Raw genomic sequence first — 15,233 nt, 5'->3', positions numbered from 1 at the left:
AGGGGTTGTTTGGGCAGGGCTGAGCGTCCGGTGGCCGCAGGGGCTGCCGGGGCTGCCGGGCGGTCGTGGGGTGGTCAGGCTGTGGTTCCCAGCGGGTTGAGGGTGACGGTGTAGCCGAGCTGGTTGAGGGCGTTGATCGCGCGGCGGGTGGCGCGTTCGGGGTCGCGCTGGGTGAAGTAGGCGCCGCCGAGCTCGCGGTAGGTGACGTGGTCGGTGAGCATGTGCCAGATCGCGGTGATGATCGAGTGCTCGACGGCGACCAGGGCCCTGAGCGGGCCGCGGCGGGCGGTGAGCCGCTTGTAACGGGCTTGCAGGTAGGTGTCTTTGGTTCTCACCGCGCCGAACGCCGCGAGCCCGAGTGCTCCCTTCAGGTAGGGATTGCCGGGGCGGACCTTGGTGTTCTTGGTGCGGCCGGCGGACTCGTGGTGGCCGGGGCAGACCCCGGCCCAGGAGGCGAGGTGCCGGGCGGAGGCGAAGCGGGCCATGTCGCCGCCGGTCTCCGCGACGATCACCTCGGCGACCGCGCGGTTGATCCCGGGGATGGTGTCGAGCAGGTCGAGGGCGCCTCGAAAGGGGGCCATCGCCTCCTCGATCCGCGCATCCAGCTGCCCGACCGCATCCGTGAGCTGGTCGTAGTGGTCCAGGTGCAGCCGGACCAGGAAGGCATGATGGTCGCGGAAGCGGCCGGTCAGGGCCTCGGTGAGTTCGGGAATCTTGTTGCGGAGCTTGCGTTTGGCCAGCTCCGCGAGGGTCTGTGGTTCGCGTTCGCCCGAGACGAGAGCCTCCAGCATGGCCCGGCCGGAGACGCCCATGATGTCGGAGGCAACCGCGGCAAGTTTGATCCCGGTGTCCTCCAGCAGCTTCTCCAGGCGCTGGACGATCTGGCCGCGCTCGCGGGTGAGCTGGGTGCGGGCGCGGGTCAGGTCCCGCAGTTCACGCACGGGCTGGTCGGGCACGAACGACGGCCTGACCAGGCCGTGGGCGCCGAGCTGGGCCAGCCAGGCCGCATCGGAGACGTCGGTCTTGCGGCCGGGCAGGTTCTTGACCTGCCGGGCGTTGACCAGGATCACGGCCAAGTCCTCGGACAGCAGGTAGTAGAACGGCTTCCAGTAGTCGCTGGTTGCCTCGATCACCACCAGGGTGACCTCGGCGGCGAGCAGGTGATCCCGCAGCGCAAGGACCGCGTTCGTCGTCGAACCCCACGTCGTGGTCTCGGTGGTGAACGACCCCCGCCGTTTCGCAGTCGGCGTGCGAACGCACACCTTGGCGTCCTTCTTGCTGATGTCCACACCAGCGCAGCGTTCGTGCAGCACGTCCACAGCTCTGCTCCCTCCCAGCCGGCAACCGGTACACCGTTCCGGGAGGGCCAGGGCGAAACAGGAATTCTGACGCACGTGCTCACAGCAACACTCCACGGTTCCCGTGGACGGCCCTCAGTGCCACGCTGACCTGCGAGCTCACCGGCATCACAGAGACATCGGCTTCGGCCGGAACGAACCCCTCCAGCGTCCCGGACCGGCATCACCCCACGTCAGGGCAGACGGAAGCACCTTCGGCGCACGCCACGGGATTTACCACGCCCCCGGCGCGCACCAAAGGTGCGCTGGTTCGCTGACCTGCGGTTTCGCAGTTCCGTAGATATTTCTTCGCGAGCGGTGTGACATTTTCGGCCGCGGTGGCGCAGTACTGAGTGAGCCGACTGGTCATCGGCTGTCGCACTGAGCCGGGGTTCCCCCCGTACCTACGGCTCGTGCACCTGAGCGCGGGCGGGACACGTTCCCCCGGTCCCGCCCGCGCCCCGAACCTCACCAGTGGACGACGACCTTGTCGCCGTTCCGCACCTCCCCGAACAGCTGCGCGATCGCTGCCTCGTCCCGGACGTTGACGCAGCCGTGCGAGGACCCGGCATAGCCCCGGGCGGCGAAGTCGGACGAGTAGTGCACGGCCTGTCCGCCGCTGAAGAACATGGCGTACGGCATCGGCGAGTCGTACAGCGTGGAGTGGTGGTGGCGGGACTTCCAGTACACCTTGAACCGGCCCTCCCGGGTGGGCGTGTACTGCGAGCCGAACCGCACCGGCAGCGTCGTGACCGTGCGACCGTCGATCATCCAGCGCAGGGTGCGACTCGACTTGCTGATGCACAGCACGCGGCCGGTCAGACAGCGCGGGTCGGGGGCGTCGGCGGGCTGGCCGCCCATCAGGTACAGGTCCCATTGGCCGGGCTCGCGGGTCATCTTCAGCAGCCGCTGCCAGGTGACGGTGTCCGTGGTGCCGGTCCGCGGCAGTCCGCGCTTGCCCTGGAAGCCCTTCACGGCCTGCTCGGTCAGGTCGTCGTACGTCCCCGTCGGCCCGTCGAACAACCACGCGACCTGCCGCAGTCGGGCCTGGAGTTCACGCACGTCACGGCCGGTGTCGCCGCGTGACCACAGGACCGGGGCCGGGGCGGGCGGCGGCGCGGGGGCCTTGGAGGTGGCGGGCGGCCGCGCGGGAGCCTTGGGGGCGGCGGGTGGCTGCGCCGGAGCCTTGGTGGTGGCGGGCGGTGGGGCGGGCGCGGTGCCGGTGATCTCGATGTGGATCGGCCCGCGTGGCTTTCCCTCCGCGTCCACGCTCTGCGCGGTGCAGCCGCACACCGTCACCAGCGCCGCCAGCGCGGCGATCGCTCTGCCCGTACCAGCACTGCGCATGCCAGTCCCCGCCTTCTCACCCGAGTGCACCGGTGTCCGCTGAGATGGCTTCCCGCGCGTGACGGGTTGCGAACGGCGCGGCATCGTTATGAGGGAAGGAGTGAGCCACTGCTCGGCGGAAGGCACCCACCATGGCGCGCGAGTCGGAGTCCGGACTACCCATCGAACCGGTGTACGGGCCGGAGGTCCTGGAGGGCTGGGACCCGGCCGTGCGGCTGGGTGAGCCCGGCACGTACCCCTTCACGCGTGGCGTGTACCCGTCGATGTACACGGGCCGCCCCTGGACCATGCGCCAGTACGCGGGCTTCGGTACGGCGACGGAGTCCAACGCCCGCTACCGCCAGCTCATCGCACACGGCACCACCGGCCTGTCGGTCGCGTTCGACCTGCCCACCCAGATGGGCCACGACTCCGACGCGCCCCTCGCGCACGGCGAGGTCGGCAAGGTCGGCGTCGCCGTCGACTCGATCGACGACATGCGGGTGCTGTTCGGCGGGATCCCGCTGGACAAGGTCTCCACGTCGATGACGATCAACGCCCCGGCCGCGCTGCTGCTGCTCCTGTACCAGCTGGTCGCGGAGGAACAGGGCGTGCGGCCGGACCAGCTGACGGGGACGATCCAGAACGACGTCCTGAAGGAGTACATCGCGCGCGGGACGTACATCTTCCCGCCGAAGCCCTCCCTGCGCCTGATCGCCGACATCTTCAAGTACTGCCGGGCCGAGATCCCCAGGTGGAACACCATCTCGATCTCCGGCTACCACATGGCCGAGGCGGGCGCGTCCCCCGCGCAGGAGATCGCCTTCACCCTCGCCAACGGCATCGAGTACGTCCGCACGGCCGTCGCCGCCGGCATGGACGTCGACGACTTCGCCCCGCGCCTGTCCTTCTTCTTCGTCGCCCGTACGACGATCCTGGAAGAGGTCGCCAAGTTCCGCGCCGCCCGCCGCATCTGGGCACGGGTGATGCGGGAGGAGTTCGGCGCCGAGAACCCCAAGTCCTTGATGCTGCGCTTCCACACCCAGACGGCGGGAGTGCAACTGACCGCCCAGCAGCCCGAGGTGAACCTGGTCCGCGTCTCCGTCCAGGCCCTCGCCGCGGTGCTCGGCGGCACCCAGTCCCTGCACACCAACTCCTTCGACGAGGCGATCGCCCTCCCGACCGGCAAGAGCGCCCGCCTCGCCCTGCGCACCCAGCAGGTCCTCGCCTACGAGACCGACGTGACCGCGACCGTCGACCCCTTCGCCGGCTCCTACGCCGTCGAGAAGATGACCGACGACGTCGAGGCGGCCACCGTCGAGCTCATGACGAAGGTGGAGGAACTGGGCGGAGCCGTCGCCGCGATCGAACACGGCTTCCAGAAAGGCGAGATCGAACGCAGCGCCTACCGGATCGCCCAGGAGACGGACGCGGGCGCGCGGGTCGTGGTCGGCGTCAACCGCTTCACCATCGACGAGGAGGAGCCCTACGAGCCGCTGCGCGTCGACCCCGCCATCGAGGCCCAGCAGGCGGAACGCCTGGCCAAGCTTCGCGCCGAACGCGACCGGCAGGCGGTGGACTCGGCCCTGGCGGCGCTGAGCAAGGCGGCCGAGGGCGAGGACAACGTGCTCTACCCGATGAAGGAGGCGCTGCGGGCGCGGGCCACCGTGGGGGAGGTGTGCAACGCCCTGCGGGAGGTCTGGGGGACGTACGTACCGAGCGACGCGTTCTGACCGGGATCGTTGTCGGACCGGCGTGCGACACTCGTGTGCATGTTCGGTGTCATCGATCTCCCGACCTATCTGGCAGGACTCGTCCTGATCATTCTGCTGCCCGGCCCCAACTCGCTGTACGTGCTGTCCGTCGCAGCCCGGCGCGGAGTGCGCGCCGGGTACACGGCCGCGGCGGGCGTGTTCTGCGGCGACGCCGTGCTGATGACGTTCTCGGCGGCCGGAGTGGCCTCGCTGCTGCAGGCGAACGCCCTGCTGTTCGGAATCGTGAAGTACGCCGGGGCCGGCTATCTGACCTGGCTCGCGATAGGCATGCTGCGGGCGGCGTGGGGGATGTGGCGGACGCGGCGGGAGAGTGTGACGAATCCCGCCGCGCCGGGCGCCGGTGACGAGCGGCCGTTCCGGCGGGCGCTGGTCATCAGCCTGTTCAACCCCAAGGCGATGCTGTTCTTCGTCGCCTTCTTCGTGCAGTTCGTGGACCCGGGATACGCCTATCCGGCCCTGTCCTTCGTCGTGCTCGGGGCGTTCGCACAGCTCGCCAGCGTCCTGTACCTCAGCGCGCTGATATTCGGCGGTACGAAACTGGCGGCCGCCTTCCGCCGCCGCAGGCGCCTCTCGGCGGGGGTCACCTCGGCGGCGGGGGCGCTGTTCCTCGGGTTCGCGGTGAAGCTGTCACTGACCAGCGCTTGACCCGCTTTCTGTCCGCCGCCCAACCGCGGCGGACCTCTCCCGACCTGTTCAGCCGCGTGCGGCTGCCCGCTGTGTCGCGCGGGCCTTGCGGAGGGCGCGGGTGAGGAGCGGGGGCAGCAGGTCGACCGCCAGGCGGCGGGCGCGACTGCGGGGGCGGCGCTGCGGTGCCGGCTTGGCGGCCGCGGGGGCGGCCGTCCGTCCGGCCGGCTCGGGTACGACGGGCTCCGGCTCCTCCGCATGACGGGACGACGGGAAGTCGGGGGCCTTCATGCCCTTGGACTTCAGGCGGACCAGGCGGTGTCCGGCCGCCTGCTGCACGCTGAGCCCGCAGTCCCCGCGGCCGCGGACCATCGCCAGCAGCTCCTCCTGCACCGGCTCCGGGTCGCCCCAGGTGCCGTACAGCTTCTGCGTGCTCAGGCAGATCGGGCGCAGACCCCGGCTGAGCACGGCCTCCCAGACGGCGACGGAGACACCGGGGGTGTGCTCGGAGCGGAAGTCGTCGAGGACGACGATCCCGTCCGGCAGCAGGACATCACGCGCCGCGCCGATGTCGTCGTACACGTGCTCGTACAGGTGCGAGCCGTCGATGTGCACGAACCGGCAGGAGCCCGGCTCGACCTCGCCGGGCACGAGCGAGCTGGGGCCCTGCACGACACGCGGGAGTTCGTCGTGGAAGGAGAGGTAGTTGGCCTCGAAGACCTGGCGGGTGAGCGCGCTGTACGACTTCGTCGACTCGGCCCGGTTGGCGTCGTCCGGAGCGTCGCCCTCGAAGAGGTCGCACACGGTGTAGCGCTCGCCCTCTCGAAGATGGCGGCCCAGGAAAATCGCGCTCTTGCCCATGTAGACCCCGACCTCCAGCAGGTCGCCGCGGACGCCCGCGGCCTCCTGCCGGTTCAGAAGCCAGTCGAAGAGCACCTGGTCGAGTACGGGGAACCAGCCTGGGACGTCGTCGAGCCGGTGGGGTCGCGGGGGCGCCTCATGTGCAGTGGTCATGGAAGGCGAGCACTTCCTCGTTGCGGTGATCCGGTCAGCAGCTGCCCGGCGCCTGCCCAGGTGGACAACCCGTCCAAACCCCCGAGAAGGTGAATACCGGGTCAATTCCCTACGTACCGTACGCGGTCTTGGCATTGCCCGTGGTGCGAATGGCGCCGCGCCCGGTGAACGATGACCGGCTCGCTTCAGCTACCCCGGCCCGGGCCGAGTATGTCGCGAGTCCCGCGCCCGTCTCACCCGCCCGGCCGACATAACCGTCGGGCCGGATCGGGAAGACGCCGGTGCCGTAGGGCTCGTAGGCCTCAATCCGCAGGGTGGGCACGGGAGCGCGGGGAGTTCCGCCTCGGTGTCGACGGCGAGCAGCGTCCAGTGCGGGCCCCGAAACCGTCGAACGGTCGTACGCCATTCGTCGTACCGTCCGGTGGCCGGAAGCCGTCGGTGCTCGCGAGGGGGCAGATCGCGAGGGGCGACACGCCCGCCAGTTCCCTCAGACGGGTGAAGAGGATCTCCTGCGTGCGCCACGGCACCATCCACGGTGCGCCGTGCGGTTCGCGCGACCTCGACGGCGTACGTGTACACCATCGGCTTCGTCATCCGCGATTACGGCCGGCATTTCGAAGAGGGTCTGCAAATTGTGATCGCTGGAATCGCCATGCGCTACGCGCCGGGTCGGTAAGGTCGTTCACCGCCACTTCATGACTCAGCTTCCTCGCGTTAAGTCCGTGTGACGGCAAGGGAGTTGAGGGGCGCATGGGAGTCTCGTTCGGGCCTATTTGTGCAGTGGACAACGGCTTGGACGATGAGTTTCACTCCGTTACATCCTGCGGTATTGGATTTTTCGCACAGGGTGTCAAGGGGAAATGTGATGAAGATACGGAAGAGACTCGTGCGGCACGCTTTGGGCGTCGCCGCGACGGCCGCGCTGGCCTGGCTCGTGGTGACAGGAGGCACGCCGGGCACGCCCGAGCAGTCGAGCGCCTCCGCCCAGGCGGCCGCACCCGTCGCCGACGAGGCACCCGGTTACGTCGTCGAGGACTTCAACTACCCGGGGGCGGACAGGATCCTGGCCGAACAGGGCATCACCCTCAAGCGGGGTGACGGCCACATCGTCCTCACCGAGTGCGGTGCCGCGGGGCTGCTCGAGGTCTGGGCCCGCAGCTCGGACAAGATCTGCTTCCGCACCACCGGCGACTCCGGCTATCTGACCCTGGAAATCCCCTCCGTCTACAGCATCAAGGGCAACGACTACGCGGCCCAGGTCGACATGACGGTCGACGGCACCGAGCAGTCGTACGACATCGCCAAGAACGCCTGGACCCCGGTGGGCGAGAGCGCGGACGAGCAGGGACGCGACTTCATGCTCGTAGAGATCAGGACCTCCAAGTAGCGCCGCGGGCCTCCGCTCAGCGCATCGCCGACGTCTCTCACCAGCCGTCCGCCGTCCGGTGCCGCCGGACATGCGGACCTCGTTCCGGGGAAGAAATGATCACGCCACAGGCAAGACCCGTCCGGCTCGTCACACTGGCCGCGGCCGCCCTGCTCGCGACTCCGCTCGTCCTGACCGCCGCGCCGGCGCACGCCGTCTCCGGCACCGCCGCCTCCGGCACCACCTACCGCTCCACGGCCCGCCTCGACATCGGCGACGGCACGCGCGCCTGCTCGGGCACCCTCGTCCACGCCGAATGGCTGCTCACGGCGGCCAGTTGCTTCGCCGACAACCCGGCCGCCGACCTCACCGTGCCCGCCGGCGCCCCGAAGCTGCCGACGACCGCGACGATCGGACGCAGCGACCTCACCACCACCGCCGGTCAGGTCGTCAACGTCGTGGAGCTGGTGCCGCGCACCGACCGCGACCTGGTTCTGGCCCGCCTCTCCCGGCCGGTCACCACGGCCACCCCCGTTGCCCTCGCCACCACCGCGCCCACCGCCGGTGAGCAGCTGACGGCCGCCGGATACGGTCGTACGAAGACCGAGTGGGCCCCGCTGAAGCTGCACTCCGGTGCCTTCTCGGTGGACTCCGCCGACGCCACCACCGCCACCGTCACCGGCCAGGACGGCGCCGCGATCTGCGCGGGCGACGCGGGCGGCCCGGTGCTCCGGGTGACGAGCGGTCAGGCCACCCTCGCCGCCGTCAACAGCCGGTCCTGGCAGGGCGGTTGTTTCGGCACCGACGCGTCCGAGACCCGTACGGGCGGCGTCGCCACCCGCGTCGACGACCTGCGCGACTGGGTGGCCGCCAAGGTCGGCGCGACCCGGGTGACCGACTTCAACTGCGACGGTGCCGAGGACGTGGTGGGCAGCGACCCCAAGGCGTCCGTGGCCGGCCTGTCGGAAGCCGGCCTGCTCAAGGTCGTCTACGGCGCCGGCAAGGGCAATGAGACGCTCCACCAGAACCTCGACTACGTGCCCGGCGGAGCCGAGGCCGACGACGAGTTCGGCAGCGAGCTCGCCGTGGTCGACTACGACGAGGACGGCTGCAGCGACCTCGTGGTCGGCGTCCCCTTCGAGGACGTCGGCACCGAGGTGGACGCCGGCCTGGTGACCGTCCTGTACGGCGCCCCGCAGGGCCTGGGCCAGGGCAAGGCCGGCTTCAACCTCCAGCAGGGCACGGGCACGGGCGCCATCGACGCGCGTGCGTCCGAGGCGGGCGACCGCATGGGTGCCGCGCTGGCCGCGGGCCGGACGGCCACCGGTGAGCCGTATCTGCTGATCGGCGCGCCCGGCAAGGACCTCAAGGGATACGTGGACGCCGGCATCGCCTACTACGTGCGCGGGTCCGTCAACGTGGACATCCACCAGGACTCCCCGGGCGTGGTGGGCGTCATGAGCGCCGGTGACGAGTTCGGCGCCACCGCCGCGGGCTCGCCGAGCCACATCGCGATCGGCTCACCCGGTGAGACGGTCGGCACCAGCGCCGACGCCGGCATGGTGGCGATCCTCAAGCACGAGCTGAGCGCCGACGGCATCCCCACCCCGGTGGCGAGCGTCAACCAGGACACCGACGGCATCAGCGACGGCTCCGAGGGCGGCGACCTGTTCGGCTCCTCCCTCTCCATGGTCGCGTACCGGCCCTCCGGCGCCACCGCCGCGACCGACTCGATCCTCGCCGTCGGCACGCCCGGCGAGACGCTGTGGGTCGGCACCAACTCCTTCCCGCAGGCCGGTCAGGTGACCACGCTGCGGATCACCGCGGCCGGTGCGGTCAGTCAACTCGCCACCATCCACCAGGGCGTCGAAGGCGTGAACGGGGCCTCCACGGCCGGTGACGGGTTCGGCACGCAGGTGGTCGCCGCGAACACCGCCCCGAACGCGACCGGTACCGCGGAGACGATGCTGCTGGCGGTCGGCGTACCCGGCAAGGACGTCGGCACGGCGACGGACGCCGGCATCGTCCAGACCTTCTCTCTGCTGGGCGCACCGGGCGACTCCGACCACTGGATCGAGGCGGGCAACGAGCGTGGCCTGCCCGGCACTCCGGGCGCCTCCCAGCTCGTCGGCAAGTATCTGAACGCCACCGGCACGCACCTGTGGATCGGAATGCCGCACGGTCCTGCCGAGCGGGGCGCCATCCACGGCCTGCCGTGGTCCGACGCCATGGGCGCCACCGGCGGCACGGTCATCACCCACCAGCCCGGCCTGAACGGCATGGCCCCCACGGGCAAGGCCTTCGGCATGGCGATCCGCTGAACCACCGCCGTAAGGCACCGGCCGTGATCCAACGGCCGTAGCCCGCAGCACATGAGCACGGGCCCCGGACGGGACTCCCCTTCCGGGGCCACACCACCACCCTCACTTTGTTCCGGGCCGCCGGACCGACACCCGACGACGACGTCGGCGCTCGTCCGGCGGCCGTTTCGGCACCGCAGCACGTCAAGGGGCGCGCCCGCGTGAGACGCGCGCGTGGCCCTCACATCCAGCTGCCCGGCGGCACGCGGTCGTACGGGCGCCGCCGGGCGCCGAACCCGAAGGACCACTGTGAACACCACCTACTGGAGCAGACGGCGCGTCCTCGGCGCCTTCGCGGCCACCGCGGTCGTCGCCACCACTTCCAGCCTCGTGCTCAGCCCCGCACCCGCCGCAGCGGCGACCGGCGATCCGGTGGGCGGGGACGACGGCGACCCGTTCGCCCTGCCGGACACCGACCGGGCGAAGGTCGTCCAGGCGTGGCTGCTGGGCGGCAGGGCCGTGCGCGCCGCCGCGGAACTCGCGCTCATCGGCTCCGACACCGACGTCCAGACCTTCCTGACGGCCGAACTGCCCAAGCTCACGGCGGAGGACAACCGCGTCGCCGTCCTCACCTCCCTCGCCCGTGGCGGTAAGGGCACCCGGCGCGAGGCGGTCGCCGCCCTCGAAGGCGGCGACGCCGCCATCGCCGACTACCTCAGCACCGGGTTCCAGAGCGCCCTCCTGGAGGACCTGCGCGTCGTCACCACGACCGTCATGGCCACCGGCGGCCGGGCCGTGGTCCGCGAGGGCAACACCGCACTGAACACGGGCACCCAGGAAGCGCTGGAGAACTACCTCCTCGAGGGCCAGCACACCGCGCGCCTGGAGGACATGCGCGCCGAGGCGGCCAAGATGCTGGTGCAGGCCGGGCCGGAGGTGCAGAAGTACGCCTCCCGGGCCCTGGACGGCTCCTCGTCCGACGTCGCCTGGTTCCTCGACACCGGCCAGCACATCGCCCGCGCCCGCGACCAGGAGGCCGCGACGATCGGGGAGCTCGTCGCCGTCGTCGAGCGCGAGGGCAAGAAGGCCGACGCGATGACGAAGAAGGCGGAGGAGGCCTCCGCCCGTGCCGTGGCGGCCGCCGCGAAGGCGAGGGAGGCGGCGGAGAAGGCCGCGGCCGAGGCCCAGGCGGCCCAGAACGATGTCGTCAAGTCCGGCAACGCGGCGCGCAAGGCGGCCGAGGCCGCCACCGGTGCGGCCGACTCGGCCCGGGTGGCCATCCGCGCCTCGCACGCCGCCGTCCAGGCGTCCCGCCGCGCCGCCTACGCCGCGACCGCCGCGAGCCAGGCCGCGGCCACCGCCGGCTCCGCCGCCGCCCGGGCGTACCACGCCGCCATCGCCGCGTCCAAGGACGCCTCCCAGGCATCGGCCGCGAAGAACGCCGCCGTCGCGGCCCGCAACGCCGCGGCGAAGGCGCGCAGCGCGGCGACGGCTGCCGACCACGCCGCGACGGCCTCCGTCCAGGCCGCGAGCGCCGGTTCCGCCGCCGCGTCGGCCGCCCGCAACGCCTCCGCCGCGGCGAGCGCCTCCGCCACGGCTGCCGTGGCCGCCGGCGCCGCGCAGGCCCAGGCCGCCGAGGCCAAGCGGCAGGCGCAGATCGCGAGCACCAACGCGACGATCGCCACCAACGCCGCCGGGACGGCACAGGCCCTCGCGAACACGGCGGCGACGGCGGCCGCCACCGCGCGGGACGCCGCCAACAGCGCGGCCAACCACGCGGAGAAGGCCGCCGCGGCGGCCGAATGGGCCGCCCAGTACGCGGGCCAGGCCGTGGAGTACGCCAAGAAGTCCACCGAGTTCGCCAACGAGGCCACCAAGGCCGCCAACACCGCCACCGAGGCCGTCAACAAGGCGGTCGAGGTGGAGAAGCAGGCGCGGGAGGCGGAGTGGCAGCGCCTGGACGAGGACATGCGGCAGGCGATCGAGGAGTGCCGCCTGCTCGCGGAGATCGAGGCGCGGGAGAAGGCCGAACTCCTCGCGAAGCGCACGCAGGAGGCACAGGCCGACCAGGCCACGAAGGACCTCATCGCCCGGGCCGAGGAAGCGCTCGCAGCGGGCGACACCAGCCTGGCCGCCGCGGTCGGTCGCAAGGCGGCCATCGCCGTGATGAACTCCCACGGCAACTGGTCGCGGGAGGCCGCGCGGTTCGCCCTGTGCGGTACGAACGCCGACGTGCACGCCTGGATCGACGCCGACCGGCAACTCGCCCAGCGGCAGGACGACCGGGAGACCGCCCTCTACCTGGCCCAGGTCTCCACCAGCCCCGACGTCGCCGACGCGGTGGTCACGGCGGTGCAGAGCGACGCCCCCGACGCCGCCCGGAACTTCCTCACCACCGGCCTGTTCGAGGCCGCCGCGACCGAGAACCGGGTCGCCGTCTCCCGCATCCTGGCCACCAACCCCGGCACCGCGGTGACGCGGGCGGCGAACGACGCGCTGGACGCCGGCACGCCCGAGGCACTGCGCGAGTTCTTCAACGGCACCTACGACGCGGCGCAGCAGGAGGACGACGCGGTCGCCGTCGCCGCTCTCCTCGCCGGCTCCGGACCGTACACCAAGGCCCACGCCCAGGCCGCGATGGAGGGACCGGCGTGGATGCGCCGTAACTTCATCGCCTCGGCGCAGTACAAGACCGCGCAGCTCGACCACGACTCCGCCACCCACATCGCCGCCATGCAAGGGGCGATCGCCGCCGCCGCGAAGATCGCGCACAAGGCGCAGGAGGACGCCGCCCGTGCGCAGGAGGCGGCGGCGAAGGCACGCAACGCCGCCTCGGAGGCGACGCAGTGGGCGCAGAAGGCGCAGCAGTCGGCCGACCGGGCCGCCGATTACGCGCAGCAGGCCGACGCGCACGCGGACGCCGCCGACCAGTCGGCCAGGGACGCGCAGGCCTCCGCCGACCGGGCGAAGGCGGCGGCGGCCACCGCCCGCACGGCCGCCCGCTCGGCCAACTACTCCGCCAACCGCGCCGTGGACGCCGCCAGTCGTGCCGTGGCTTCCGCCAACTGGGCCCAGGCGTCGGCCACGTCAGCCCGCGCGTCCGCGATCCAGGCGGGCCAGGACGCACAGGCGGCGGCCGTCGCCGCGACCCAGGCGCACCAGATCGCCGCCGTCAAGCGGCAGGCGGAGATCGCCGCGGCGGCCAGGCAGGCGGCCGAGGACGCGCGCGTGCTCCAGGCGTCCGGCACCAACCCGGCCGACACGGCCGACAACGACACCGTCAAGGGCGGCCTTCCCTGGTGGAAGGAGAGCGCGCGGTGGGCGGCGGACGCCACCAACCTGGCGAGCACGGTCACCGGGTTCGCGGCGGCCGGTGCCGGGCTTCTGTCCTTCATCCCCTTCCTCGCGCCGGTCACGGCACCACTCGCCCTCGGACTCGGGACCGCCTCCCTGGTCCTGTCCGGGCTGAGCGTCCTGTTCACCGGAATCGGGTACGGCTTCGGGAGCAGCAAGTTCAAGACCGCCCTCGGGCTCGCGGCGGTGGGTCTGATCACGTTCGGTCATGCCAAGTGGCTCGATCAGGCGGCCAGGGTCGGGGAGAACATCGTGGCTCCGGTGGCCACGAAGATCACGCAGATCGGCGCCGATGTCGTCTCGGGCGTCACCGGTGTGCTTTCGGACATGTTCGGCGACGACTGACACCTGTGCCCGGGGCCGGTGGAGAATCTCTGCCGGCCCCTGGGCCTCACGGAAAGGACCGGCATGCTCGCGCGGCTTCCCCTGGGTTACCTGCTGCTCATGGCGGCGCTCGCCGTCGTCGTCGGCGGCGTCGCCGTCCAGCGGTGCATGAGGATGAGCAAGGTGACTACGGCGTTCCTCGCCGTCTCCGTCGGTTGCTGTCTCGTCATGACGGCGGTGGGTGCCCTGTCGTTGGGGCGCTGGAACGAACGGCAGATGCTGGTGGTGTACGCCTTCACGTGGACGGGGCTCATGCTGGGCCTGTTCCCGTCCAGGAAGCTGCTCGCCGCGTACGCCGAGGACGTCCGGCGGGGCGTGACGGGAAACAGGTTCGTCTACCCGGTGCGCAACCAGGTGGCCTTCTACGCCTCGGTGCTGGTCATGGCCTTGCTGGGCGCCGCGCTGGCGATCTGACGCCGGCTTGCGGAACCGGACCCTCAGCCCTTCACCACGCGCCGTGTCACCGAAGTGCCGGTCAGCGAGCGGCGCAGCAGCGGCGTGGCCCAGTTCTCCACGTACCGGTTGAGCAGCCAGGCCAGCAGCAGCATCAGGGCGACGGTCGAGGTGACGGTGACCGAGGACGACAGGCCGAAGTCCTGGTGCAGCACCTTGATGACGACCCAGCCCAGGTGCTCGTGGATCAGATAGAACGGGTAGGTCAGCGCGCCCGCCACCGTCAGCCACCGCCAGTCGGCCCAGCGCAGCCAGCCCAGGGCGACGGCGAGGACCGCGGCGAAGCCGAGGGTGACGATGAGGATGATGACGAAGGACGAGCGGTAGGAGAACTGGTCCGGAGTCTGCGGGTGCCACAGGTTGTCCACGGCGTAGTGCTGTCCGGTCAGCCAGCTCACCGCCACGATGCCCCACGCGGTGACGTCCCGCCGGTCGCGGTGCAGCAGGTAGATGCCGATGCCGCCGATGAAGAACGGCGCGTACTCGGGCATCAGGATCAGCGACAGCAGCGGTTCGTCGGCGGCCTGCGCGATGGCCGCGGCCAGCGTCCACACCGCGCAGAACAGCACGATCCGCCGCCGGTTGGCCCCGGGCAGCACGATGAACAGGGCGAACAGCGCGTAGAAGCGGACCTCCACCCACAGCGTCCAGTCCACGCCGAGCACCCGGTCCGCGCCCAACGGCTCCTGGAGCAGGGTGAGATTCAGCAGCGCGTCGCTCGGCGACACGGCCGCGTAGGTCACCGCGGGCAGCGCGAACACCGCCGTCACCAGGAGGACCGCCACCCAGTAGGCGGGCATCAGCCGCGCGACACGCGAGGCGAAGTACGACCGCATCGAACGGCCCCAGCCGCTCATACAGATGACGAAACCACTGATCACGAAGAAGATCTGGACGCCGAGGCAGCCGTAGGACAGCAGCGTGTGCAGGGTGGGGAACTGGAACTTCGGCGACGATCCCCAGGCCTCGGTGACGTATCCGCCCCGGCCGCCGTAGTGGTACCCCGCCACCATCAGCGCGGCCAGCAGACGCAACCCGTCCAGGGCCCGGAGCCGGCCGCCCGCGGCCTTGGCCCGCCCCTTCTTCTTCGCATCCAGATGCTCCGGCGGCGACGGGGTCTGCCCGGCCGGTGCGTTCGTGAGCGCTGCCGTGCCGGACTGCGCTTTCGTCGTGCTCACGACCGTTTCGGTCAACGCTGACACCTCTCGTACCGCATCTGCGGGCCGCCCTCCGGCGCAGCCGATGATCGAAATGCGCCGGGCCGAAAAGAACGAATGTGCGTGTCAACACTAGGGGCCGA

The 15,233-nt window shown here is 71.2% G+C and carries 10 protein-coding genes; 6 read left to right on the top strand and 4 right to left on the bottom strand.

The window, feature by feature from the left end; translation table 11 throughout:
* Positions 1-74 precede the first annotated feature (74 nt).
* Together I2W78_RS14330 and I2W78_RS14325 are read right to left on the bottom strand one after the other, a co-directional pair.
* Positions 75-1,319 (bottom strand): IS110 family transposase, encoded by a 1,245-nt coding sequence (locus I2W78_RS14330; RefSeq protein ID WP_196460104.1) that lies wholly within the window; start codon positions 1,317-1,319, stop codon positions 75-77.
* A gap of 486 nt (positions 1,320-1,805) precedes the next feature.
* A complete protein-coding gene (locus tag I2W78_RS14325; RefSeq protein WP_196460103.1) occupies positions 1,806-2,684 on the bottom strand; it encodes a L,D-transpeptidase family protein in 879 nt (292 codons plus the stop codon).
* Between the two features lie 131 nt (positions 2,685-2,815).
* On the opposite strand from I2W78_RS14325, the gene I2W78_RS14320 reads away from it, so the two are divergent.
* Together I2W78_RS14320 and leuE are read left to right on the top strand one after the other, a co-directional pair.
* Positions 2,816-4,396, top strand: a complete 1,581-nt coding sequence (locus I2W78_RS14320) for an acyl-CoA mutase large subunit family protein (RefSeq protein WP_196460102.1) — start codon at positions 2,816-2,818, stop codon at positions 4,394-4,396.
* A 39-nt stretch (positions 4,397-4,435) separates the two neighbouring features.
* Positions 4,436-5,083: a leucine efflux protein LeuE gene (gene leuE, locus I2W78_RS14315; RefSeq protein WP_196460101.1), complete on the top strand. Its 648-nt coding sequence runs from the start codon at positions 4,436-4,438 to the stop codon at positions 5,081-5,083.
* 48 nt (positions 5,084-5,131) lie between these two features.
* Here the strand turns inward: leuE and I2W78_RS14310 are convergent, their stop codons facing one another.
* Positions 5,132-6,076, bottom strand: a complete 945-nt coding sequence (locus I2W78_RS14310) for a class I SAM-dependent methyltransferase (protein WP_196460100.1) — start codon at positions 6,074-6,076, stop codon at positions 5,132-5,134.
* Positions 6,077-6,941: 865 nt separating this feature from the next.
* Here I2W78_RS14310 and I2W78_RS14305 point away from each other — a divergent pair.
* The 4 genes from I2W78_RS14305 (at position 6,942) to I2W78_RS14290 (ending at position 13,894) form a co-directional block, all read left to right on the top strand.
* Positions 6,942-7,463 carry a hypothetical protein gene (locus tag I2W78_RS14305; protein WP_196460098.1) on the top strand — a complete coding sequence of 174 codons (522 nt, stop codon included), beginning with the start codon at positions 6,942-6,944 and terminating at the stop codon, positions 7,461-7,463.
* 95 nt (positions 7,464-7,558) lie between these two features.
* On the top strand, positions 7,559-9,763 hold the full coding sequence (locus I2W78_RS14300) for a trypsin-like serine protease (RefSeq protein ID WP_196460096.1): 2,205 nt from the start codon (positions 7,559-7,561) through the stop codon (positions 9,761-9,763).
* A gap of 288 nt (positions 9,764-10,051) precedes the next feature.
* Positions 10,052-13,441 carry a hypothetical protein gene (locus tag I2W78_RS14295; RefSeq protein ID WP_196460094.1) on the top strand — a complete coding sequence of 1,130 codons (3,390 nt, stop codon included), beginning with the start codon at positions 10,052-10,054 and terminating at the stop codon, positions 13,439-13,441.
* A 63-nt stretch (positions 13,442-13,504) separates the two neighbouring features.
* Positions 13,505-13,894 carry a hypothetical protein gene (locus tag I2W78_RS14290; protein ID WP_196460092.1) on the top strand — a complete coding sequence of 130 codons (390 nt, stop codon included), beginning with the start codon at positions 13,505-13,507 and terminating at the stop codon, positions 13,892-13,894.
* A 23-nt stretch (positions 13,895-13,917) separates the two neighbouring features.
* Here I2W78_RS14290 and I2W78_RS14285 read toward each other — a convergent pair whose 3' ends face one another.
* Positions 13,918-15,126: an acyltransferase family protein gene (locus tag I2W78_RS14285; protein ID WP_196460091.1), complete on the bottom strand. Its 1,209-nt coding sequence runs from the start codon at positions 15,124-15,126 to the stop codon at positions 13,918-13,920.
* Between the last annotated feature and the right edge of the window lie 107 nt (positions 15,127-15,233).

The sequence above is a fragment of the Streptomyces spinoverrucosus genome, from assembly GCF_015712165.1.
GTDB classification, from domain to species: Bacteria; Actinomycetota; Actinomycetes; order Streptomycetales; family Streptomycetaceae; genus Streptomyces; species Streptomyces spinoverrucosus_A.
This window is presented reverse-complemented; position numbering and strand designations above follow the sequence as displayed.

Bases quoted from the DNA above. Each gene is read 5' to 3' on its own strand.
- I2W78_RS14325 (WP_196460103.1), bottom strand. From the start codon at position 2,684: ATGCGCAGTGCTGGTACGGGCAGAGCGATCGCCGCGCTGGCGGCGCTG.
- I2W78_RS14320 (WP_196460102.1), top strand. From the start codon at position 2,816: ATGGCGCGCGAGTCGGAGTCCGGACTACCCATCGAACCGGTGTACGGG.
- leuE (WP_196460101.1), top strand. From the start codon at position 4,436: ATGTTCGGTGTCATCGATCTCCCGACCTATCTGGCAGGACTCGTCCTG.
- I2W78_RS14310 (WP_196460100.1), bottom strand. From the start codon at position 6,076: ATGACCACTGCACATGAGGCGCCCCCGCGACCCCACCGGCTCGACGAC.
- I2W78_RS14305 (WP_196460098.1), top strand. From the start codon at position 6,942: ATGAAGATACGGAAGAGACTCGTGCGGCACGCTTTGGGCGTCGCCGCG.
- I2W78_RS14300 (WP_196460096.1), top strand. From the start codon at position 7,559: ATGATCACGCCACAGGCAAGACCCGTCCGGCTCGTCACACTGGCCGCG.
- I2W78_RS14290 (WP_196460092.1), top strand. From the start codon at position 13,505: ATGCTCGCGCGGCTTCCCCTGGGTTACCTGCTGCTCATGGCGGCGCTC.